The organism is Hoeflea sp. 108 (assembly GCF_000372965.1).
Lineage (GTDB): Bacteria > Pseudomonadota > Alphaproteobacteria > Rhizobiales > Rhizobiaceae > Aminobacter.
Genome location: NZ_KB890024.1, coordinates 132,261 through 153,431 on the forward strand (window position 1 = coordinate 132,261; position 21,171 = coordinate 153,431).

16 protein-coding genes are annotated in these 21,171 nt (G+C 65.1%); 8 read left to right on the forward strand and 8 right to left on the reverse strand.

Translation table 11 applies throughout. The features are described from left to right. The first annotated feature begins 4 nt into the window (after nucleotides 1-4). The 3 genes from B015_RS0100585 to B015_RS0100595 are packed head-to-tail and all read left to right on the forward strand — an operon-like array spanning nucleotide 5 to nucleotide 2,920. Complete coding sequence (locus tag B015_RS0100585) at nucleotides 5-844, forward strand: carbohydrate ABC transporter permease (RefSeq protein ID WP_018425697.1); 840 nt, start codon at nucleotides 5-7, stop codon at nucleotides 842-844. After that, the gene (locus tag B015_RS0100590; protein WP_018425698.1) at nucleotides 841-1,905 is read left to right on the forward strand and encodes a Gfo/Idh/MocA family oxidoreductase; all 1,065 of its coding nucleotides are present in this window, start codon (nucleotides 841-843) and stop codon (nucleotides 1,903-1,905) included. Before B015_RS0100585 ends, B015_RS0100590 begins: the two co-directional genes overlap by 4 nt. A 16-nt stretch (nucleotides 1,906-1,921) precedes the next feature. Continuing rightward, on the forward strand, nucleotides 1,922-2,920 hold the full coding sequence (locus tag B015_RS0100595) for an ATP-binding cassette domain-containing protein (RefSeq protein WP_018425699.1): 999 nt from the start codon (nucleotides 1,922-1,924) through the stop codon (nucleotides 2,918-2,920). A 54-nt stretch (nucleotides 2,921-2,974) separates the two neighbouring features. On the opposite strand, the gene B015_RS0100600 is transcribed toward B015_RS0100595, so the two are convergent. Next, the gene (locus B015_RS0100600) at nucleotides 2,975-4,708 is read right to left on the reverse strand and encodes a hydantoinase B/oxoprolinase family protein (protein WP_018425700.1); all 1,734 of its coding nucleotides are present in this window, start codon (nucleotides 4,706-4,708) and stop codon (nucleotides 2,975-2,977) included. Nucleotides 4,709-4,766: 58 nt separating this feature from the next. Further along, a complete protein-coding gene (locus B015_RS0100605; protein ID WP_026226741.1) occupies nucleotides 4,767-6,836 on the reverse strand; it encodes a hydantoinase/oxoprolinase family protein in 2,070 nt (689 codons plus the stop codon). Between the two features lie 204 nt (nucleotides 6,837-7,040). On the opposite strand from B015_RS0100605, the gene B015_RS0100610 reads away from it, so the two are divergent. The 3 genes from B015_RS0100610 to B015_RS0100620 all read left to right on the forward strand — a co-directional run bounded on the left by B015_RS0100610 (nucleotide 7,041) and on the right by B015_RS0100620 (nucleotide 11,759). Beyond that, complete coding sequence (locus tag B015_RS0100610; RefSeq protein WP_026226742.1) at nucleotides 7,041-7,868, forward strand: ferredoxin--NADP reductase; 828 nt, start codon at nucleotides 7,041-7,043, stop codon at nucleotides 7,866-7,868. A 204-nt stretch (nucleotides 7,869-8,072) separates the two neighbouring features. After that, entirely contained in the window at nucleotides 8,073-9,119 is a 1,047-nt protein-coding gene (deoC, locus tag B015_RS0100615; protein ID WP_018425703.1) for a deoxyribose-phosphate aldolase, read from the forward strand. Nucleotides 9,120-9,389: 270 nt separating this feature from the next. Continuing rightward, complete coding sequence (locus B015_RS0100620; protein WP_026226743.1) at nucleotides 9,390-11,759, forward strand: aldehyde dehydrogenase family protein; 2,370 nt, start codon at nucleotides 9,390-9,392, stop codon at nucleotides 11,757-11,759. Between the two features lie 71 nt (nucleotides 11,760-11,830). On the opposite strand, the gene B015_RS0100625 is transcribed toward B015_RS0100620, so the two are convergent. Genes B015_RS0100625 through B015_RS0100650 form a run of 6 tightly spaced genes read right to left on the reverse strand, consistent with a single transcriptional unit; the run spans nucleotide 11,831 to nucleotide 18,853 of the window. Next, the gene (locus B015_RS0100625) at nucleotides 11,831-12,262 is read right to left on the reverse strand and encodes a MarR family transcriptional regulator (protein WP_018425705.1); all 432 of its coding nucleotides are present in this window, start codon (nucleotides 12,260-12,262) and stop codon (nucleotides 11,831-11,833) included. Next, complete coding sequence (locus B015_RS0100630; protein WP_018425706.1) at nucleotides 12,259-12,843, reverse strand: amino acid synthesis family protein; 585 nt, start codon at nucleotides 12,841-12,843, stop codon at nucleotides 12,259-12,261. Before B015_RS0100630 ends, B015_RS0100625 begins: the two co-directional genes overlap by 4 nt. Continuing rightward, nucleotides 12,836-13,717, reverse strand: coding sequence for a UPF0280 family protein (locus tag B015_RS0100635; RefSeq protein WP_018425707.1), 882 nt, complete (start codon nucleotides 13,715-13,717; stop codon nucleotides 12,836-12,838). The genes B015_RS0100630 and B015_RS0100635 overlap by 8 nt, the downstream gene beginning before the upstream one ends. Next, the gene (locus B015_RS0100640; RefSeq protein WP_018425708.1) at nucleotides 13,714-15,249 is read right to left on the reverse strand and encodes a hypothetical protein; all 1,536 of its coding nucleotides are present in this window, start codon (nucleotides 15,247-15,249) and stop codon (nucleotides 13,714-13,716) included. The genes B015_RS0100635 and B015_RS0100640 overlap by 4 nt, the downstream gene beginning before the upstream one ends. Then, on the reverse strand, nucleotides 15,246-17,999 hold the full coding sequence (locus B015_RS0100645; protein ID WP_040456395.1) for a molybdopterin-dependent oxidoreductase: 2,754 nt from the start codon (nucleotides 17,997-17,999) through the stop codon (nucleotides 15,246-15,248). Before B015_RS0100645 ends, B015_RS0100640 begins: the two co-directional genes overlap by 4 nt. After that, nucleotides 17,996-18,853, reverse strand: coding sequence for a xanthine dehydrogenase family protein subunit M (locus B015_RS0100650; RefSeq protein WP_018425710.1), 858 nt, complete (start codon nucleotides 18,851-18,853; stop codon nucleotides 17,996-17,998). The genes B015_RS0100645 and B015_RS0100650 overlap by 4 nt, the downstream gene beginning before the upstream one ends. A gap of 174 nt (nucleotides 18,854-19,027) precedes the next feature. On the opposite strand from B015_RS0100650, the gene pncA reads away from it, so the two are divergent. Both pncA and B015_RS0100660 read left to right on the forward strand, forming a co-directional pair. Then, nucleotides 19,028-19,627: a bifunctional nicotinamidase/pyrazinamidase gene (gene pncA, locus B015_RS0100655; protein WP_018425711.1), complete on the forward strand. Its 600-nt coding sequence runs from the start codon at nucleotides 19,028-19,030 to the stop codon at nucleotides 19,625-19,627. Between the two features lie 68 nt (nucleotides 19,628-19,695). Then, a complete protein-coding gene (locus B015_RS0100660; protein WP_018425712.1) occupies nucleotides 19,696-21,123 on the forward strand; it encodes a sodium:proton antiporter in 1,428 nt (475 codons plus the stop codon). Nucleotides 21,124-21,171 lie beyond the last annotated feature (48 nt).

Below are 21,171 nucleotides of genomic sequence, written 5' to 3' on the forward strand. Positions count from 1 at the left end.
TGTCATGAGCAAGGCTGCCTCTTCCCTGCCGCGCACCATCGGCGCACATGCGGTGCTTCTCACCTACACCGCGATCGCGCTGTTCCCGGTGATCGTCATCGTCATCAACTCGTTCAAGTCGCGCGCGGCCATCTTCCGCTCGCCGCTGGCCCCGCCGACGGCCGAGACCTTCGACCTCATCGGCTACAAGACGGTGATGGCCCAGGGCGATTTCTTCCTCTATTTCCAGAACAGCCTGATCGTCACCGTCGCCTCGCTGTTCTTCGTGCTGCTGTTCGGCGCCATGGCGGCGTTCGCACTGTCGGAATACCGCTTCAAGGGCAACACCATGATGGGCCTCTATCTGGCCCTCGGCATCATGATCCCGATCCGCCTGGGCACGGTTGCCATCCTGCAGCTGATGGTGGCGTCCGGCCTGGTCAACACGCTGACGGCACTGATCCTGGTCTACACCGCGCAAGGCCTGCCGCTCGCCGTCTTCATCCTGTCCGAGTTCATGAAACAGGTGTCGGACGACCTGAAGAACGCCGGCCGCATCGACGGGCTTAGCGAGTACCGCATCTTCTTCCGTCTCGTGCTGCCGCTGGTGCGCCCGGCAATGGCAACCGTCGCGGTCTTCACCATGATCCCGATCTGGAACGACCTGTGGTTCCCGCTGATCCTGGCGCCGTCCGAGGCGACCAAGACCGTGACGCTCGGCGCCCAGGTGTTCATCGGCCAGTTCGTCACCAACTGGAACGCGGTTCTGGCAGCGCTGTCGCTGGCGATCCTGCCGGTCCTCATCCTCTATTTCTTCTTCTCGCGGCAGCTCATCCGCGGCATCACTTCCGGAGCAGTCAAGTGACCACTGAAAAGCCTCTTCGCGTCGTCGTCGCCGGCCTCGGCAATATGGGCCGCAGCCACGCGCTCGCCTACCACAACAACCCGGGCTTCGAGATCGCGGCCCTCGTCAACCGCTCGGATGTGGCGCTGCCTGCAGGCATGGAAGGCTACGGCATCCAGCGCTCCTTCGAGGGCGCCATCCGCGAGCTGAAGCCAGACGTTGCCTCGATCAACACCTATTCCGACAGCCATGCCGATTATGCCGTCATGGCGCTGGAGGCGGGCTGCCATGTCTTCCTCGAGAAGCCGCTGGCAACGACCGTCGCCGATGCCGAACGTGTCGTCGCTGCCGCCAAGGCCAATGGCCGCAAGCTGGTGATCGGCTACATCCTGCGCCATCACCCCTCGTGGATGCGGCTGATCGGCGAAGCGCGTGCGCTCGGCGGTCCCTACGTGTTCCGCATGAACCTCAACCAGCAGTCCTCGGCCCACAAGTGGGACACCCACAAGCAGCTGATGAAGACGACCTCGCCGATCGTCGACTGCGGCGTGCACTATCTCGACGTCATGTGCCAGATCACCGACGCCGACCCGGTGGAGGTGCGCGGCATGGGACTGCGCATGACCGACGAGATCGCGCCCGACATGTACAATTATGGCCACCTGCAGGTGCTGTTCGCCGATGGTTCGGTCGGCTGGTACGAAGCCGGCTGGGGCCCGATGATGTCGGAGACGGCCTTCTTCGTGAAGGACGTCATCTCGCCCAAGGGCAGCGTCTCGATCGTCGTCAACGAAGCCGCCACCAAGTCGGACGACGTCGACGCCCACACCAAGACCAACATGATCCGGGTGCACCGCGCCGCCCTCGGCGCCGACGGCAACTTCGTCCACGCCGACGAGGACCTGTCGATGAAGGACGAGCCCGGCCACCAGGGGCTGTGCGACCGCGAGCAGGCCTTCGTGCTGAAGGCCATCCGCGAAGACATCGACCTGACCCGCCACATGGCGGATGCCGTCAAATCGCTGCGCGTGTGCCTTGCCGCGGACGAAAGCGTCCGCACCGGCCAGCCAGTCAAGCTTTAACGGGAAGGAACCTCCTGTGGGATCTCTCAAGATCGAAAATGTGAAGAAGTCCTTTGGTCCGGTCGACGTGCTCAAGGGCATCGACCTCGACGTCAAGGACGGTGAGTTCGTCGTCTTCGTCGGCCCGTCGGGCTGCGGCAAGTCCACCCTGCTGCGCATCGTCGCCGGCCTCGAGGATGCCACCTCCGGCAACCTCTTGATCGACGGTCAGCGCGTCAACAATGTGCCGCCGGCCAATCGTGGCATCGCCATGGTGTTCCAGACCTACGCGCTCTACCCGCATCTGACGGTGCGCGACAATATGGGCCTCGGCCTCAAGCAGGCCGGCACGCCGGCGGCCGAGATCGACAAGCGCATCGCCACGTCTTCAGCCATGCTGTCGCTGGAGCCCTATCTCAAGCGCCGTCCTGCCGAACTGTCAGGTGGTCAGCGTCAGCGCGTCGCCATCGGCCGCGCCGTAGTGCGCGAGCCCAAGCTGTTCCTGTTCGACGAGCCGCTGTCGAACCTCGATGCCGCACTTCGCGTCAACACCCGCCTTGAGATCGCCCAGCTGCATAACCGGCTGAAGTCGACGATGATCTACGTCACCCACGACCAGGTCGAGGCGATGACGCTGGCCGACCGGATCGTGGTGCTGAACGCCGGCCGGGTCGAGCAGGTCGGTGCGCCGATGGAGCTCTACAACAAGCCGGCCAATCTCTTCGTCGCCGGCTTCATCGGTTCGCCCAAGATGAATTTCATCGACGGCGCCCGCCTCGGCGAGACCGTCAAGACGGTCGGCGTCCGCCCCGAGCACATCTCGGTCAGCCAGACCGACGGCGCCTGGAAGGGCACGGTCGTCCATGCCGAGCATCTCGGCGCCGACACCAACGTCTTCCTGGAAACCGAGAAGGCCGGCCTCATCACCATCCGCCTGTTCGGCGAATACCAGACCGGCCCGGGCGCCACGCTTTACGCCACGCCCGACGCGGCACGCACCTATCGCTTTGGCGAGGATGGACGAGTGGCGGGCTGAGGATTGATGCTGCGACGCGGCGCGGGCGGTAGTCGCCTTTCTCCGGAGAGGGGGCTACCTCGCCCGTAGTCGCAAGGTAGCAATCATATCCACGCCGCCATTCCCAAGCACCACTCCAAACATCTCCGCCGCCTGCTCGCGCGTGTAGTAGCCAAGCCCGACATCGCGCAGCACCAGTTCGGGATCGCGCTCCAGCGGGCTGCCGTATCCGCCGCCGCCGGGCGTGCCGACCAGCACGCGGTCGCCGGCTTTCAGCGGAATGTCCTGTTCTTTCGACAGATGCGGCGGCACATGCTGCTGCCCGTCGCGAAACACCGTGACCATGTTCACTGCGCCATTCTGACCACCCAAAGCGCCTTGGGGCCCGTAGCGGCCGTGGTCCATGACGAAGGAGGCGCGTGCCTCGCCGCGCAACAGTTCGATCTCGTAGGCCAGGCCGAAGCCGCCGCGCTGCCTGCCGGCGCCGCCCGAGCCCTCGCGCAGGGCGTATTGGCGGTAGAGCACCGGATAGGCCTGCTCCATGATCTCCACCGGTGGCGATTTCGAGATACCGATGGTCGAGCAGCCGTTGGACAGCCCGTCATGGCCTGAATTGCCACCGTAACCGCCGCCCGAGATCTGGTACATGACATAGTCGCGGCCGCGTGCCGGGTCGTTGCCGCCGAGCGCGAAATTGCCGCTGGAGCCTGCGGGGGCCGCCGTCACCTTGTCGGGTGCTGCCTGCACCATCGCCGCAAAGACCGCTTCGGCGATGCGCTGCGACACCTCCGCCGCGCAGCCGGAAACCGGGCGCGGGTACTTCGCGTCGAGAAAAGTTCCCTCCGGCCGCCTGACGATCAGGGGTTCGAAGGCCCCGGCGCTGATCGGCACGTCGGGGAAAATGTGGCGCATGGCGAGATAGACCGCCGACAGGGTCGTTGCCAGCACGCTGTTCATCGGTCCGGCGCAAGGCTTCGACGAGCCGGCGAAATCGAAGACCAGCGTGTCACCCTGTTTCTCCACCGAAAGGGCGATCGTCAGCGGCTCGTCAACCACGCCGTCGGAATCGACATAGGCCTTCGATTGCCAGCTGCCGTCGGGCAGGGCAGCGATATGCGCGCGCATCTGCTCCGCCGCGCGCCGGCGCAATTCGGCGATGGCCGCAGTCACAGTTTCATCGCCGTAGCGGTCGAGGATCGCGAGCAGCCGCTCCTGCCCGACATGAAGCGCTGCCGCCTGGGCCCTGATGTCGCCGATACGCTGGTCGGCAACCCTGATGTTCGAGCAGATGATGGCGTAGATTTCGGGGTCCAGCACCCCTTTCTTGAACAGTTTGACCGGCGGCAGCCGCAGCCCTTCCTGCTCGACGGCTGTGGCCGAGGCAGAAAATCCACCCGGCACCGAACCGCCGATGTCGGGCCAGTGGCCGGTGTTGGACAGCCAGCAGATGATCTTGCCCGCGCGCCACACCGGCATGGCAAAACGCACGTCCATCAGATGCGTGCCGCCCAGATAGGGATCGTTGACGATGTAGATGTCGCCTTGCTCGGGCGGCAGCACGCGGCCGTCCGATATCATCTCGATGATCGTCTTGGTCGAATGCTGCATGACGCCGACAAAGACGGGAAGCCCTTGCGATCCCTGCGCGATCAGCGAGCCGTCGATCGCCGAGTAGATGCCGTCCGAGCGGTCGTTGGCCTCGGCGATGACGGGCGAGAAAGCAGCGCGTGAGAAGGTCAGGTCCATCTCGTCGCAGGTCTGCTGCAGGGCAGCCTGGATGACGGAAAGGGTGATGGCGTCGAGGGTCATGGCGTGGCTCCGCCGAACTCTTTCCAACACCCCTCATCCAAGCGCCCGGCGAACTGTTTCATCGCCGCACCTCGACAATGATGTTTCCATCCAGGTCCGACCGGGCTTGGTCACCGGGCTCCAGCACCGTTGTCGCGTCCATCTGCTCGATGATCGCAGGACCTTCGAGCGCGGCATCCAGCGGCAGTTTCTCGCGCTCGTAGACCGGCGTGTCGTGCCAGGTGCCTTCGAACCAGACCGACCGGACCTCGCGCAACGCAGCTGCGAGCGTCGCTGCCCGCCCTGCCGGGTCGATCAACCGGCTGAGGTCGATGTCGGGGCGGACGCCGGTGACAGAGGTGTTGAGATTGACCAGGTTGGCGCGGATTTCCGGGAGTTCGACCTTGAAGCGTGCGAAATAGGCCTTTTCAAACAGCTCCTGCAACACGGCGCGGGTGATGTCAGCCGATGGCAGCGGCACGTTGATGAGATGCGTCTGCCCCACAAACTGCATGTCGGTGGAATGGCTGACGCGAATGCTCTGGGGGCGGATGGCTTCCTTGGCGATCAGCGCCTCGCCCTCGGCCCTGTGCCGGGCGAGCACAGCGCGCATGTGCGCCTCGTCGAGTGCCGCTACCGGCTGGTTGACGGTGTTGACGAAGTCGTGGCGCATGTCGGCCACCACGCAGCCCAGCGCGTTGGTGATGCCGGGGCGCGCCGGCACCAGCACCCTGGGCAGGCCGAGTTCGCGGGCGAGCGCCGAGGCATGCAGCGGCCCGGCGCCGCCGAAGGCAAACAGCGTGAAGTCGCGCGGGTCGTGGCCGCGCGACACCGACACCATGCGGATGGCGCCCGCCATCTTGATGTTGCCGAGCCTCAGCACCGCGCCTGCGGAGGCAACGCCGTCCAGCCCGGTCGCCTTGCCGATCCTGTCTTCGAAGATCTTGCGCACCGCCTCGACGGTTGCAGGGGTATCGACGGCGAGCAGCTTCTTTGGGTCGAGTCGCCCGAGCACCAGATTGGCGTCGGTGATCGTCGGCTCTGTGCCGCCGCGGCCATAACAGATCGGACCGGGATTGGCGCCGGCACTTTCCGGCCCGACCTGGATCAGCCCGGAAGCGTCGACACGCGCGATAGAGCCGCCGCCGGCCCCCACCGTATGCACCGCCACCATCGGCACGTGGATCGGCATCGCATATTCGATCTCGATTTCGTTCGACACCGCCGGCTCGGCATTGCGGATCAGCGCCACGTCTGTCGAGGTGCCGCCCATGTCGTAGGTGACGAGGTTTTGGAAACCGGCGCGGCGCCCTGTATAGGCGGCGGCGATGACGCCCGAGGCCGGGCCAGACATCACGGTCTTGGCCGCTTCGCACGTCACGAAGCGGGCCGAGATCATGCCGCCATTGCCGTTCATGACAAGGAAGTCGCGGCCATAGCCGCGCGCCTCCAGCTCCTGCCCCAGCCGCCCGACATAACGCTTGAGGATCGGCTGCACAGCGGCGTTTACCGAGGCGGTTACCCCGCGCTCGAATTCGCGCGCCTCCGACAGCAGCGAATGACCCGTCGTGATGTGGCCGCTGGGCCAGGTCTCCGCGGCGATCTCGGCCGCCCGGCGCTCATGCGCGGGGTTGGCGTAGGCATGCAGGAAATGGATGACCAATGCCTCGCAGTCGGCGTCGAGCAAGCGGCGCACAGCGTCCCTTACTTCGCCTTCGTCGAGTGGCGTGCGCACCTGGCCCGAGGCCTCGATCCGCTCGCTCACCTCCAGCCTGAGGTCGCGGGGGATGACGGGCACGAAGGTGCCGGTCATGCCATAGGCCTGTGGCCGGGTGCGGCGCCCGAGTTCGATCACGTCGCGAAAGCCGCGCGTGGTGATCATGCCCGTGCGTGCAAGCCGGCGCTCCAGCACGGCATTGGTGGTGGTGGTCGTGCCGTGGACGATCAGGTCGATGCCGGCGATCGGAAAGCCGGTCTGCTCCAGCGCCGACATCACGCCATACGCCTGGTTTTCGACCGTGGTGGGTGTCTTGGCGATGCGGACCGAACCGCCATTGGCGCCGTCGAGAAGCAGCAGGTCGGTGAACGTCCCTCCGACGTCAATCCCCGCCACGACGTCTCCCGCCCCCGCGGGAATTTTCTCGACCATGGACAAAACCCGAAACGAACGGACTACGTTCATGTGCCAGTTTGGAAAGGCGTTTTAAGCCAAAACCTTGACGTTCATATCATTTGTATACTAATTAATAGGCCCGACAAGGCCCCTGAATTTGCCTGTATTTCCGCAGCGCGCCGGAAGAAAATCACCGCCGCGCCGACGAGCATGACTGCCGCCCGCTGGCGAGAGGTTGATATGAATAGCCAAGTTGCGCTGGACACGGCAGAGGCCAAGCCGCTGCAGTTCCCTATTCCGGCAAATGTATACGCCGAGACAGTGGTGTCGGTGAAGCATTATACCGACCGCCTCTTTGCCTTCCGCGTGACCCGTCCGCAGTCGCTGCGCTTCCGCTCGGGCGAATTCGTCATGATCGGCCTGCCCAATGCCGAGAAGCCGGTCTACCGCGCCTATTCGGTGGCGAGCCCCTCCTGGGACGACGAGCTCGAATTCTTCTCGATCAAGGTGCCTGACGGTCCGCTGACTTCGGAGCTGCAGAAGATCCAGCCGGGCGACACCATCCTGATCCGCCAGAAGGCCACCGGCACGCTGGTGCTTGATGCGCTCACCCCGGGCAAGCGCGTGTTCATGATCTCCACCGGCACCGGCATCGCGCCCTTCGCGAGCCTGCTGCGCGACCCCGACACCTATGAGCGTTTCGAACAGGTCGTGCTGACCCACACCTGCCGCGACGTCGCCGAACTGGCCTATGGCCAGGAACTGGTCGCCAATCTCGAGAGTGATCCGCTGATCGGCGAGCTGACCCATGGCCGCGTCACGCTCTACAATTCGACGACGCGTGAAGAGTCCGAGCGCATGGGCCGCATCACTGCGCTGATCTCGTCGGGCAAGTTCTTCAGCGATCTCGGCATCGACAAGTTCGATCCCGAGACCGACCGCATCATGATCTGCGGCTCGATGCACATGCTCAAGGACGTCAAGGAACTGGCCGAAAGCCTCGGTTTCGTCGAGGGTTCGCTCAACGAGCCCGGCACCTTCGTCGTCGAGCGTGCTTTCGTCGGCTGACGCCTTTCTCCGCGCCGGATCGCAAGGCGGTTCGGCGATTTGACCATCCGGTCAAAATAACGCTGCGCCGTTTCGATTTTTCGTCTATCTTCCGCCCCGAGGACTCGTGGAGCACGGCTGCACGGGTTATTCTTTGTTGTGCCGCGCCAAGCGGCGCCTGAGATGTTACGCCGAAAACAAGGCGTACGGAGGAAAGGCAGTCAGATGAGCGGCAAGCCGCGCGAAGCCGAAATGCAGTCTTCAGCCACGGTGACGCCGTTGCCTTCGCGCCTGGCTGCGAACGCGGCCGAGACGCACGCCATTGCCCGCAATCCCGGCATGGCGCTGGATCTGGGTTTTCTGGAATCGATGCGCAGTATCAACCGCTCGGCGCTGGAGCGACGGGTCGGCACACTGACCAAACGACGCTCGATCAAGGCCGACAACCAGGCGGCGTGGCTGTTGCGGTCGATCTCTTTGATGGACCTGACGACGCTCAACTCCAACGACACCGACGAGCGTGTACGGCGGCTCTGCGCCAAGGCGCTGAACCCGCTGCGGCGCGATCTTGTCGAGGCGCTCGGGCTGGGCGAAGTGGTGATCCGCCCGGCGGCGGTCTGCGTCTACCATCCGTTTGTGGCGACGGCCGTCGAGGCGGTGAAGGGTTCGGGCATCCATGTCGCGGCGGTGTCGACGGCTTTCCCGCATGGCCTGGCGCCCTTGTCGACGCGTCTCGCCGAGATCGAGGCGTCGGTCGCCGACGGCGCCGACGAGATCGACGTCGTCATTCCGCGTGGGCTGGTATTCGGTGCCAGGTGGCAGGAACTCTATGACGAGATCAAGCAGATGCGTGCTGCCTGCGGCGAGGCGCATCTGAAGGTCATCCTCGGCACCGGCGATCTGGCGACCTTGCGCAATGTGACGCTCGCTTCGATGGTGGCGATGATGGCGGGCGCCGACTTCATCAAGACCTCGACCGGCAAGGAAAGCGTCAATGCGACGCTGCCCGTCGGCCTCGCCATGGTCAGGGCCATCCGCGCCTATCACGAGCAGACCGGTTATCTCATCGGCTTCAAGCCGGCCGGCGGCATCTCGACGGCCAAGGTCTCGCTCGACTGGCTTATCCTGATGAAGGAAGAACTCGGCCGGCCGTGGCTCGAACCCGAACTGTTCCGCTTCGGCGCGTCGAGCCTTCTGACCGACATCGAACGCCAGCTCGAGCACCATGTCAGCGGCCGCTACTCGGCCAACCACCGCCACGCTATGGCGTGAGCAGCTAGACCTGGCCATGCCGAGTTCTACGTTGCCCCCCTCTGGCCTGCCGGCCATCTCCCCCACAAGGGGGGAGATCAGCAGTTCGGCGGTCGGCAGCCATTCGGCAGCACCGATTTTGTCTTTTCTGAACCGACAGCATCTCAATTTGGCGAAGGCCGCAAGCACAGCTGATCTCCCCCCTTGTGGGGGAGATGGCCGGCAGGCCAGAGGGGGGCAACGTAAAGCGCTCCCCGCCCGATCCTCGCGCCGCAGAGTCCGGAGCCTCTCATGAACATCCTCGAACGATATCACGCCATGGATTACGCCCCAGCCCCCGAGGCCCGCACGGAAGCCGATGCCTGGCTCGCTGGCCGCGACTTCTCGAAGTCGCTGTTCATCGCGGGCGACTGGCGCGCCGGCATCGACGGCAAGAGCTTTGACACGTCGGATCCCGCTACCGGCAAGCTGCTGGCAAAGGTCTCTGACGCCTCTGCCGCCGACATCGAGGCAGCTGTGGCTGCCGCCCGCAAGGCGCTGCCGAAGTGGAGTGCTGCTTCGGGTTACGAGCGGGCCAAGGTGCTTTATGCCATCGGCCGCGCCATGCAGCGCCACCAGCGGCTGTTTGCGGTGCTGGAAAGCCTCGACAATGGCAAGCCGATCCGCGAGAGCCGCGACATCGACGTGCCCCTGGCGATCCGCCACTTCATCCACCATGCCGGCTGGGCCCAGGCGCTGGACAAGGAATTTCCCGGCCGCAAGGCAGTGGGTGTCGTCGGCCAGATCATCCCGTGGAACTTTCCGCTTCTGATGCTGGCCTGGAAGATCGCTCCCGCTCTCGCCACCGGCTGTACGGTGGTGCTGAAGCCGGCCGAATTCACGCCGCTCACCGCGATCCTGTTTGCCGAGATCTGCGAGCGCGCTGGTGTGCCCAAGGGTGTGGTCAACATCGTCCAGGGTGGCCCCGAGGCGGGGGCGGCGATCGTCAACCATCCCGGCATCGACAAGATCGCCTTCACCGGCTCGTCGGAGGTCGGCAAGATCATCCGCAAGGCGACTGCGGGCTCAGGCAAGAAGCTGTCGCTGGAGCTCGGCGGCAAGTCTGCCTTCATCGTTTTTGAGGACGCCGATCTCGACAGCGCGGTCGAGGGGCTCGTCGACGGTATCTGGTTCAACCAGGGTCAGGTCTGCTGCGCCGGTTCGCGCCTCCTGGTGCAGGAGAGCGTGGCCGACGCCTTCATCGCCAAGGTCAAGACACGCATGAGCCGGCTGCGTGTTGGTTCGCCGCTCGACAAGAACACCGACATCGGCCCGCTGGTCGACAGGACCCAGCTTGACCGGGTCAGGCGCCTGGTCGAGGAAGGCGCCAGACAGGGCGCGGTCTGCTGGCAGCCCGACCAGGACGTGCCCACGACTGGCTACTATCACCTGCCGACGCTGGCGACCGGTGTGGCGCCTGCCAACATTCTGGCCCAGGAAGAGGTGTTCGGGCCGGTGCTCGCCACCATGAGCTTCCGCAACACCGAAGAGGCGGTCGAACTCGCCAACAACACGCGCTACGGCCTTGCCGCCTCGGTGTGGAGCGAGAACGTCAATCTGGCGCTGCATGTCGCCCCGCAGCTCAAGGCCGGCGTGGTCTGGGTCAACGGCACCAACATGTTCGACGCCGCCTGCGGCTTTGGCGGCTATCGCGAAAGCGGCTTCGGCCGCGAGGGCGGCAGGGAAGGGCTGGAGGAATATCTCGCGCCGAGCGAGGTGCATGGCCCGGTCATCAAACCGGCCTCAGCGCCGAAGCAGGCCGCCCGCGACAATGGCGAGACGCCAGGCATCGACCGCACCGCCAAGCTGTTCATTGGTGGCAAGCAGGTGCGCCCCGACGGCAACTATGCGCTGCCGGTGCTGACGCCGAAGGGCAAGCTCGCGGGCGAGGTCGGTCTCGGCAGCCGCAAGGACATCCGCGACGCGGTCTCGGCCGCACGCGCCTGCAAGGCCTGGCCGGAAGCGACCGCCTACAACCGGGCCCAGGTTCTTTATTACCTCGCCGAAAACCTCTCCGGCCGCACCGAAGAGTTTGCGGCCCGCATCGTCGAACTGACCGGTGCCAGCCACAAGGCTGCCAAGGCCGAAGTCGAACAATCCATCGAACGGCTGTTCTGGTATGCCGGCATGGCCGACAAGTTCGAGGGCAGGGTGCACCAGCCGCCGGCACGCACGGTGACATTGGCGCTGCATGAGCCCGTCGGCGTCATCGGCATCATCGCCCCTGATGACGCGCCGCTGCTCGGCCTGATCTCGCTGCTCGCCCCGGCACTTGCCATGGGCAACACCACAGTCGTGGTCCCCTCGACCACGGCCCCGCTGGTTGCCACCGACCTCTACCAGGTGCTCGAATATTCCGACATTCCCGCCGGTGCGATCAACATCGTCACCGGGCACACGGCGGAACTCACAGCGGTCCTTGCCAAACACGATGACGTCGACGGCCTCTGGGTCGTCGCCGAAGCCGAGATCTGTGCCAAGGCGGAAGCGGAATCGACGGGCAATCTCAAGCGCGTCTGGACCGGCCACGGTCGTTGCCTCGACTGGCCAACCGCCCAGGGCGAAGCCTTCCTCCGCCGTGCCATCGAGGTCAAAAACGTCTGGGTCCCGTACGGCGACTGAGGCAATAGGGGCATCAATGAGTGGGGCAGCGAGGCGGCGGGGAAGCCCAACCGCCTAGCTCCCCAGTGTCCTCAGCTTATCTTCGCCAGCAGGCTGACCAATGTCGCCGCATCCTTCTCCGTCAGCGGCGCCATGGTTTCCTCTGTTATCTGCCGCGCCAACGGCACCAGGTCGTCGACGGCGCGACGCCCTTCATCGGTCAGGCGCACCTGCAGCCGGCGCTTGTCGACCTCGTGCTTGCTGAGCTGGACAAGCCCGCGCGCCGCCAGCCGGTCGATCACACCCTTCACCGTCGCTGCGTCCATGGCGATCAGCATGCCCAGCTGGTTCTGCGAGGTCTCGCCCATGTCGCGCAGCTTGGCGAGCGCTGCGAACTGCGGCGGCGTCAGATCGGCGATGTGCGAAGCGAAGATCGCCACGTGCCGCTGGTGCGCCTTGCGCAGGATGAAGCCGATCTGATCCTGCAGCCGGTAGCCGCCGGCACCGGGATCCGCCGGGCTCACCTGAGCCCATCCCGGGCCGAGATGTCCTCGGCCCTGAGTCCGCCCATGCGGTTTTGAACGCGCGGGCCACAGGTCATGACCAGCGCGAAGACGATCTCGTCGGGGCGCGGTCCATCGGGCACCCCCACATCCATGGCGTCAAAATGGCTGCGCACATAGGCGGCATTGATGTGGCCGATCGGTACGTCGATGCGCGCGCCGAAGGCGCCGACCTTCTTGGCCGAAGGTACGATCGCCTTGGCCTCGCCCAACCTCTCGCGCATGGCATAGCCGCCGGGCACATGCCAGAGCGCGCCATGCTCCAACTCTCCAGCCGATCCGACGATGGCGCCCTTGCCGTAACCGTCTATGGCCTTGATATCGCCGCCAAGGGCTTCGATCAGCCGATCCGTGAGCCTCAGGCCGAGCGGCTTGAGATCATCCATCGCGCCTTGCAGTTCTTCGACATAGCGCCCGGCGAAGGGGTTCTCCACCACCGCGAGCGCCGCCGCGCGTCGTCGGGGCACTTTAGCCGGCGGCCCGCCGTCGTGAAAGATGTCCTCGACAATGACTGCAGTCTTTCGGATCGGAAAATCAGGCATCGACAGGTTCCCCCCTTGTCTCACCCAGGAAAGCGGCAAGCCCGGGCTTGCCGCGGATGCGGTAGTGACCTCCAAGAAATAGCGCTGCGGACTGGATCGACCCTTGCCGCATGAAAATATCCGCCACCGTGCTCCCGGCCTCGAGTGCAGTGGTGATTTCGTCGTCGTCCAGCGCGCCGATATCGACGGTGACGAGCCTGTCGCCGAGGTCGCTGTCGGGCGCTAGCTCGCGGGCCGGTCGGCGCGCGACTTTGGGATGGCCGGGCAGGTCGACGGCGTTGGCGATCAATGTGGCTGCTGCATCGGCGGCGGCGCCGGTTCTGGCGAGCACAGTGACGGCGTCGGCGATGCCGAGCGAGAAGCTGCGTCCGCGCCAGCCGCTGGTGGCAATGCCGCGAACCGGATCTTCGGCAGGGATCGTCAGGCGGTCGGCCAGGCCGCGGCCCGTACCGGCTATGGCCACGTCGATCCTGTGGCCGGGAGCGATGTGCAGCGCGATGTCGCCGCCATTGTTGACATAGGCGCGACTGAGGCTGCGGCCGAAAGTCATCGAGGCAAGTATTTCGTCGGCTACGGAACCGGCCACGGCCGCCATTGGCGTGATGAAAACATCGGCCAGCGGAGCGACGGCGGCCTCCATGCGTCGTGCGGTCGGGCCGCTGAACTGCCTGACGACGCGGCCGGCAGGGCGGCGCAGGTCGGCGAGTTCCGCGACCAGTTCCCCGAGCATCGTCTCAAAGCGGGCTGCACCTTGCCGGTAGGCTGCCTGCACTTCGGCCGGATCGCCGAAGGCCTGGACGATCAGGTCGATCGGTCCGTGGTGGAAATGCAGACGCCGCCCGTCGGGCAGCCACGCGATTTCGGGTGCATTCATGGCGAACCGCCCGGCGCAGTCCGGCGCAGATGCGCCAGCGGTGGCCAGGGGTTGTTGGTCCCGGCCGATCCAGTCGCCCGTTCGTTGAAATAGGCGCCGCCGCGCCGGACTACGTCGTCGACGCTGCGGATTTCGGCCTCATAGCCGCCGAGCGCCAGATAGTGGTCTTTGCGCAGCGTGAATTCGATGGGCGCTACCAGCGCCGGCGTCGGCACATAGCCGAAGGCGCCGTCGGGCACCCTGATGACGTCGACCATCAGCGTGATGCCGCCGCCTGGCCAGACATAGACAGGCGCGCCGCCGACCGTGACGTAGGTTTGCAACAACTGCACCGACCGGGTCAGGTTGACGGGGTTTTCGGTGACGCCGGCCCTGAGGCTGCCGCCGGCACCGCCGATGAACAGCACGGTACACAAGGCCGGCTCGCAATTGTCCTCGATCAGCCGGACCGATTTCCGGAGACGGTCTGGGAATGGTTTTGCGACAGGCCGAAGGTCGCCGTCGAGTTCGTAATAGGCGAACTGCTCGCCCGTCGTTGACACCATCAGCAGCGAGAGACCCGGCCGTGCCCCTTTCTTGGCGTTCCATTCGCCCAATATGTCGAGCGGATCGGAGATCGACGTGCCGCCCCAGCCGAGCCCCGGCTCCGACACCTTGAAATAGCGCCCCGGCGTCGAGCGCCGGCCAAGGATCTTGATTCCCGTATCTTCCCAGCCGAGCACCTTGCCCGCCTGGTGCTCGGAGACGACGCCAGTGATGTGATCGTCGACCACCACCACTTCGTCGACCAGGCCGCGCCACTGGCTCGCGAACATGCCGATGGTTGCCGAACCGCAGCCGACGCGCATGCGATGCTCGGCGGTTCCATCGATCACAGGCGGCTGGCCAGCCTGCACGACGATCTTTGCGCCGCCGTCGATCTCAAGCTCCACCGCCCTCTTGCTGCAGAGATCGAGCAGGGTGTCGCAGGTCACGCGGCCTTCCGACTTCGAGCCGCCGGTCAAATGATGCACGCCGCCGAGCGACAGCATCTGTGAGCCGTATTCGCCTGTCGTCACATGGCCGACGGCCTCGCCCTGGGCGCGAACCGTTGCAGTTTCCGCGCCGATGTGGCGGTCGGTGTCGATCTTCACCTTGACGCCGCAATAAGAGAAGATCCCTTCGGTGACGACGGTTACCAGATCGACGCCTTCGACCTCCTGGCTGACGATGAATGGCGCCGGTTTGTAGTCGGGATAGGTGGTGCCGGAACCGATGGCGGTGACGAAGCGCCTGGTGGTGTTGACCAGTTCGCCGTCCCAGGTCTCGCCACCAAACGGCACCACCGCTGCGCCATTTTCAACGGCATAGTCGAGCACGCGAACCGGGTCGCAGCGGACGATATGGCCGCCGAAATTGCCGTAGCGGTCGCAGGCGCCGGTGCGCCCCTCGGCGATGTAGCACATGACCGGGCAGGCATCGCAGCGCAGCTTGTCGCCTGACTGGCTGTTGCCGGGCTCATGGCCTTCGAAGCGTTCGGACAATTCGTTCATGACGACCGCACCCCACGCAATGCCTCCATGATACGCGTGGGCGTTGCCGGAACCTTGCGGACCGAAACGCCCGTGGCGTGGCGTATGGCATTGAGGATTGCCGGTGCCGTCGGGATCAGCACATGTTCGCCCAGGCCCTTGGCACCAAAGGGTCCTTCTGGGTCCGGAACTTCCACCAGTATGGTCTCGATTGATGGAACGTCGCCAATTGTAGGGATCAGATAGTCGTGCAGGTTCTCGGTGCGGCCGGGGATGTATTCCTCCATCAGCGCCATGCCGATGCCCTGGGCGATGCCGCCCTCGATTTGTCCCACGGCCAAAAGCGGATTGATCGCCTTGCCGACATCATGGGCGGCCGTGAATTTCCTGAGGCTGACCGTGCCCAGCCTGAGATCGATTTCAAGCTCGGCGATCTGCGCGCCGTAACCATAGACGGCATAGGGCTTGCCCTGGCCCTTGGCATCGAGCGGCAGGGTTGGCGGGTCGTAGCTTTCCTCGGCGGCGAAGACCAGTCCGCCCGCATCGCGCTCCAGCCTGGAGAGATCGATGTGGCGGCGTGTCTCGCCTTCCCAGACCGTCAGCATGCCGTTTTCGAGATACAGATGGGCGGCAGGTGAGGCATTGGCATGGCGCAGCAGCTTGTCGCGCAGCGCCCGCGCCGCCTTTTCCGCAGCCCTGCCCGAAACATAGGTCTGGCGCGACGCCGATGTCTTGCCGGCGTCGGGCGTGATCGCCGTATCGGCGCCGCGCAGCGTGAAATTCGAAAGCGGCAGGCCAAGTGCATCGGCGGCGATCTGGGCGATGACCGTGTTCGACCCCTGGCCGATGTCGACCGCGCCCTGATGCAGCACCACATTGCCCTCTGCAGCGATGCCGAGCCGGATGGTCGAGGGATTTGGCAGCGAGGTGTTGCCGCAGCCATACCAGCAGGAGGCGATACCGACGCCACGCTTGATGCTCTCGCTCGCGGCATTGAATGCCTCAGCCTCATCAAGCGCGCGGCGCCAATGCGGTTCAAGCTTGTCCAGGCATTCGCCTATACCGACGCCGCCCTCGAGCCGCTGCCCTGTCACCGTTTCGCATCCGTTACGAAGTGCATTGTTCCGGCGCAATTGCAGGCGATCGATGCCGAGCATGTCCGCCAGTTCGTCGAACAGCGTTTCCTGCATGATCGTCGCTTGCGGCACGCCGAAACCGCGAAAGGCACCGGAAATGGGCCCGTTGGTGTGGATGGCCCGGGCGCTGGCGCGGTAATTCGGCGTCACATAGGGGCCGCAGGCGTGGACCGGCACGCGGTTGGCGACGGTGGGACCGAAGCTGGCATAGGCGCCGGTGTTGAACTCGCCATCGAACACCATGCCGCGCACCATGCCGCGGGCATCCGCGCCGATTGTGGCGGTCATCGTGGCCGGATGGCGCTTGGTCGTCGAAGCCATGGATTCGGAACGGGTGTAGGCGAGTGCTGCCGGCCTGCCGGTCTTGAGCGCCACCAGCCCGATCAGCGGCTGCAGCGACACATCGATCTTGGAACCGAAGCCGCCGCCTGTTGCCGTCGGCACGATGCGCACCTTGTCCGTCGAAAGGCCTAAAATGCCTGCGGTTTCTTCGCGATCGAGATGTGGCGCCTGGGTGCAGGCGACGATGGTGAGCATGCCGTCATCGGCAAATGCATAGCCGGCTTCCGGCTCGATATAGGCGTGCTCGACATAGGAGGTTTCGATCTGGCCTGTCACGGTGCAGGTTGCTGCGGCAAGTGCCGCGTCCGGCTCGCCGCGCTCAACGAAACCGCGCACCAGGACGTTGCCTGGCCTGTCGGCGTGCAGCAGGGCTGCATCGCTGGTTTGCGCCTGTGCCGGCTCCAGCGTCGACGAGAGCTCCCGCCATTCGATCGGGAAGGTCGCCATGTCCAGGTCGCGTGCTGCCCAGGGCTCGCAGGCCACCAGCGCCACCGCCTCGCCGCGGAATCGCACTTCCGTCTCGGCCAGCGCCGGTTGATCGGCGAAGGAAGGGATGACGCCGAAGCGGTTGACGCCGCCAATGTCGGCGGCGGTAAAGATGGCAACGATGCCGGGTGTGGCCTTGAAGGCGTCGAGATCGCTGAAGCGGAAGGCGGCGCGGTGATAGGGCGAGCGCACGACCAGCACCGCCAGCGCGTCGGTAGGAAAGGAATCGCCGCCAAATTTTTCGCTGCCGGTGACCTTAGGCACGCCGTCGAGCCGGACGGGCGATGCCCCCACAGCGTGGCCAGCGGGGAGGTGCAAGTCGCAGTGCCTGGATGGCGATACGGAGCGCCACGCCTCCACCACCGCGTCGATGATCTTGCGATAGCCGGTGCAGCGGCAGAGCACGCCGCCGAGGGCGTCCCTGACCTGCTCCTCGCTCGGCTGCGCGACGTGCTCCAAAAGGGCCGTGGCGGCCATTAGCATGCCCGGCGTGCAGATGCCGCATTGGGCGGCGCCATGCGCCAGGAACGACGCCTGCAGGGCGGAAAGAGCCTGTTCGCCGAGGCCTTCGACGGTGCGGATGCTTGCGCCTTCCGCTGCCGCCGCCGGCATCAGGCAGGCACAGACCGGCTGGTTGCCGAGCAGCACCGTGCAGGCGCCGCAGTCGCCGGCATCGCAGCCCACCTTGGTGCCGGTGAGCCCGAGTTCGTCGCGCAGCACCGAGGACAGCCGCCGCATCGGCGCAACCGACACCGATACGGGCGTGCCGTTGACCGCGAAGCTGATGGGCGCGCGGTCGGTCTTCATGCGGCTGCCCACCTGTTCGTTTCGGCTGTCGCGGCAAGCAGGGCGCGAATGACGATTTCCCGCGCCGCCTCGCGCCGGTAGCCAGCGCTGCCGCGCACGTCGTCGATGGGCGCAAGTTCGTCGAACGAGATGCTGGCTGCGATTTCGGTGACGGCACCGGCAGGTTGGTCAACAAGTGCTGCCTCGAGCTTGCGCAGTCGTTGCGCGACCGCCGAGCAGGCGCCGACAGCGATGGCCGCCTGTGCGATCCGACCGTTGCCATCGAGCGCGAGCCTTGCCGCCGCCATGGCGATGGAGATGACAAGGTAGCGCCGGGCGCCGAGCTTGACGAAGGCGGATCGCCCTGCGGTCGCTGCCTTGGGTATCCGCACCGCCGTTACCAGTTCGTTCCGCAGCCTCGCTGTCCTGCGGTTGCCCAGAATGAAGGCGTGCAGAGGCAGGGCCCGGCTGCCCGAGGACGACTGCAGCTCGACTTCGGCGTCGAGCGTCATCAGAGGAGGAACGCCATCGGCGGCCGGCGAAGCATTGCAGAGATTGCCTGCCACGGTGGCGACGTTCTGGATTTGGATCGCACCTATCTCGCGCGCCGCCTGTTGCAGTGCCGCGAATGCCGGGGGCAACTCGGTATCGTGGATGTCGGTCCAGCTTGTTCGCGCACCGATGACGATGTGACCTGGGTTTTCGCGCAGGCCGCGCAGTTCAGCCAGTCCGTTGATGTCGAGGATGTCTTCCTGGAGCGGCTTGCTGCCGAGGGCGGGGTAGAAATCCGTGGCCCCAGCCACCACCCTCCAGGCGCCTTCATCGAGAAGGGCCAGCGCTTCGTCGAGCGTCTTGGGTCTCGCGTAGCGTGTCACGCAATGCCTCCCGGCCGATAGCCGGTCAAATCATTCGCATGCAAAAGATAACCTTCGGCAACCTTTTGTCAAAGGCGGCGTGGAGGTGGCCGCCGCGCCAACTTGCTGGTTGACCTAAGCTGGCATCCGGCTCAGTTTCGGCGACCCCGAAAACCCTGTTCGTGAGGAGGTTCCATGGCCGCGGACGCGCTTATCGTCATCGACGTGCAGAACGACTTTTGTCCTGGCGGCGCGCTGGCCGTGTCGGGCGGCGATGAGATCATGCCGCTGGTCAACGACCTCATCCGCAACACCGAGCATGTGGTGCTGACCCAGGACTGGCACCCCGCGGGCCATTCGAGCTTCGCCTCGAGCCACCAGGGCCGTAATCCCTATGACACGATCGACATGCCTTATGGCCCGCAGACGCTGTGGCCGGACCATTGCATCCAAGGTAGCAAGGGCGCCGATTTCCACACCGGGCTTGCCTGGAGCAAGGCCGAATTGGTGATCCGCAAGGGTTATCGCCTGGGCATCGACAGTTATTCGGCCTTTTTCGAGAACGACCACCTGACGCCGACAGGGCTTGCCGGCTATCTGCGCGAGCGTGGCATCGGTGAGATTACGCTTGTCGGTCTCGCCACTGATTTCTGCGTGGGCTTTTCGGCGCTCGACGCAGTGGCACAGGGATTTGCCACCACTGTTCGGCTCGACGGATGCCGGGCGATCGACCTCAATGGGTCCCTTGACGCCATGATCGAGAGGATGCGCGCGGCAGGCGTCACGCTCGCCTGAGCGGGCTTCGCGGGGAAACGACGAAGATTTCGAAAAGTCCGGCGCCATACGTCGGCATGAGGGACTAAATGAGATTTGCGCGTGTTGCGGCTGCGTCACTGGCGCTGGCCGGCCTGCTGGGCAGTGCGGGGACGGCGTTGGCCGCCGAGCAGGGTCTGCCGGGGGCGTCGATGTCTCTTCTGTGGGCGCTGCCTTTCGCCGGCTTGTTGCTGTCGATCGCCACCGGACCGCTGCTTTACCCGCATGTGTGGGAACATCATTACGGCAAGATCGCAGCCGGCTGGGCAGCCCTGGTCGTCGTGCCGCTGGCGCTGTCCTTCGGCTTCGACGTGTCGATTGAGGCGGTGCTGCACACGCTGCTGCTCGAATACATGTCATTCATCATCCTCCTGTTTGCGCTGTTCGCCATCTCGGGCGGCATATTGTTGGCCGGCAATATCGAGGGCACGCCGCGGGTCAATGCTGGCCTGCTGTTGATAGGCGCGCTGCTGGCCTCGGTCGTCGGCACGACGGGCGCCTCGATGATCATGATCCGGCCGGTGATCCGGGCCAATGACAACCGGCCGTTCAACGCCCATGTCGTCGTTTTCTTCATTTTCTTGGTGTCCAACATCGGCGGCTCGCTGACGCCGCTCGGCGATCCGCCACTGTTTGTCGGCTTCCTGCGTGGCGTCGACTTCTTCTGGACGACAACCCATCTCTGGCGCGAGACTTTGCTGGTCGGCGGCATCGTGCTGACAGCCTTCCTCGTTGTCGACTGGCATTTCCATAGGCGCGAGCAGGGTCAGCCGAAGGTAAAGGACCCGACGCCGCATTCGAAGGTGCGCATCCGCGGCCTCGCCAACATTCTGCTGCTTGCAGGCGTCATCGCTGCGATCCTGCTTTCGGCGTCGTGGAAGCCTGGTGTCGAGTTCTCGGTCTATGGCGTCCATGTCGAGCTACAGAACCTCGTCCGCGACGTCATTATCCTGGTGCTGGCCTTTGTTTCGCTGGTGGTCACTCGCAAGGAATACCGCGCTGCCAACGGCTTCTCCTGGGGCCCGATAACAGAAGTCGCCAAGCTGTTTGCCGGCATCTTCATCTGCATCGTGCCTGTCATCGCCATCTTGCGCGCCGGGCTCGACGGGGCGTTTGCACCGCTGGTGTCGCTGGTCACCGGGCCAGGCGGCGAGCCCAACAACCTCGCCTATTTCTGGCTTACCGGCGCATTGTCGTCGTTCCTCGACAATGCGCCGACCTATCTCGTTTTCTTCGAGCTCGCCGGCGGCGATCCGCAGGCGCTGATGACGACCTTTGCCGGCACCCTGATGGCGATCTCGGCCGGTGCGGTGTTCATGGGCGCCAACACCTATATCGGCAACGCACCCAACTTCATGGTCTATGCCATCGCTAGGGAGAGCGGTGTCAGGATGCCTGGCTTCTTCGGCTACATGCTGTGGTCGGGCGCGGTGTTGATCCCGACCTTCCTGATCGCTGGGTTCGTGTTCTTCGGGTGAGGTACGTGGAGGTGTCGGGCGCCGCCCTAACCTCTCCCCACAAGTGGC

Coding starts and splice junctions, on each gene's coding strand:
- B015_RS0100620 (WP_026226743.1), top strand. CDS start 9,390: ATGAACATCCTCGAACGATATCACGCCATGGATTACGCCCCAGCCCCC.
- B015_RS0100635 (WP_018425707.1), bottom strand. CDS start 13,717: ATGAATGCACCCGAAATCGCGTGGCTGCCCGACGGGCGGCGTCTGCAT.
- B015_RS0100660 (WP_018425712.1), top strand. CDS start 19,696: ATGAGATTTGCGCGTGTTGCGGCTGCGTCACTGGCGCTGGCCGGCCTG.
- pncA (WP_018425711.1), top strand. CDS start 19,028: ATGGCCGCGGACGCGCTTATCGTCATCGACGTGCAGAACGACTTTTGT.
- B015_RS0100610 (WP_026226742.1), top strand. CDS start 7,041: ATGAATAGCCAAGTTGCGCTGGACACGGCAGAGGCCAAGCCGCTGCAG.
- B015_RS0100640 (WP_018425708.1), bottom strand. CDS start 15,249: ATGAACGAATTGTCCGAACGCTTCGAAGGCCATGAGCCCGGCAACAGC.
- B015_RS0100645 (WP_040456395.1), bottom strand. CDS start 17,999: ATGAAGACCGACCGCGCGCCCATCAGCTTCGCGGTCAACGGCACGCCC.
- B015_RS0100600 (WP_018425700.1), bottom strand. CDS start 4,708: ATGACCCTCGACGCCATCACCCTTTCCGTCATCCAGGCTGCCCTGCAG.
- B015_RS0100585 (WP_018425697.1), top strand. CDS start 5: ATGAGCAAGGCTGCCTCTTCCCTGCCGCGCACCATCGGCGCACATGCG.
- B015_RS0100630 (WP_018425706.1), bottom strand. CDS start 12,843: ATGCCTGATTTTCCGATCCGAAAGACTGCAGTCATTGTCGAGGACATC.
- deoC (WP_018425703.1), top strand. CDS start 8,073: ATGAGCGGCAAGCCGCGCGAAGCCGAAATGCAGTCTTCAGCCACGGTG.
- B015_RS0100605 (WP_026226741.1), bottom strand. CDS start 6,836: ATGGTCGAGAAAATTCCCGCGGGGGCGGGAGACGTCGTGGCGGGGATT.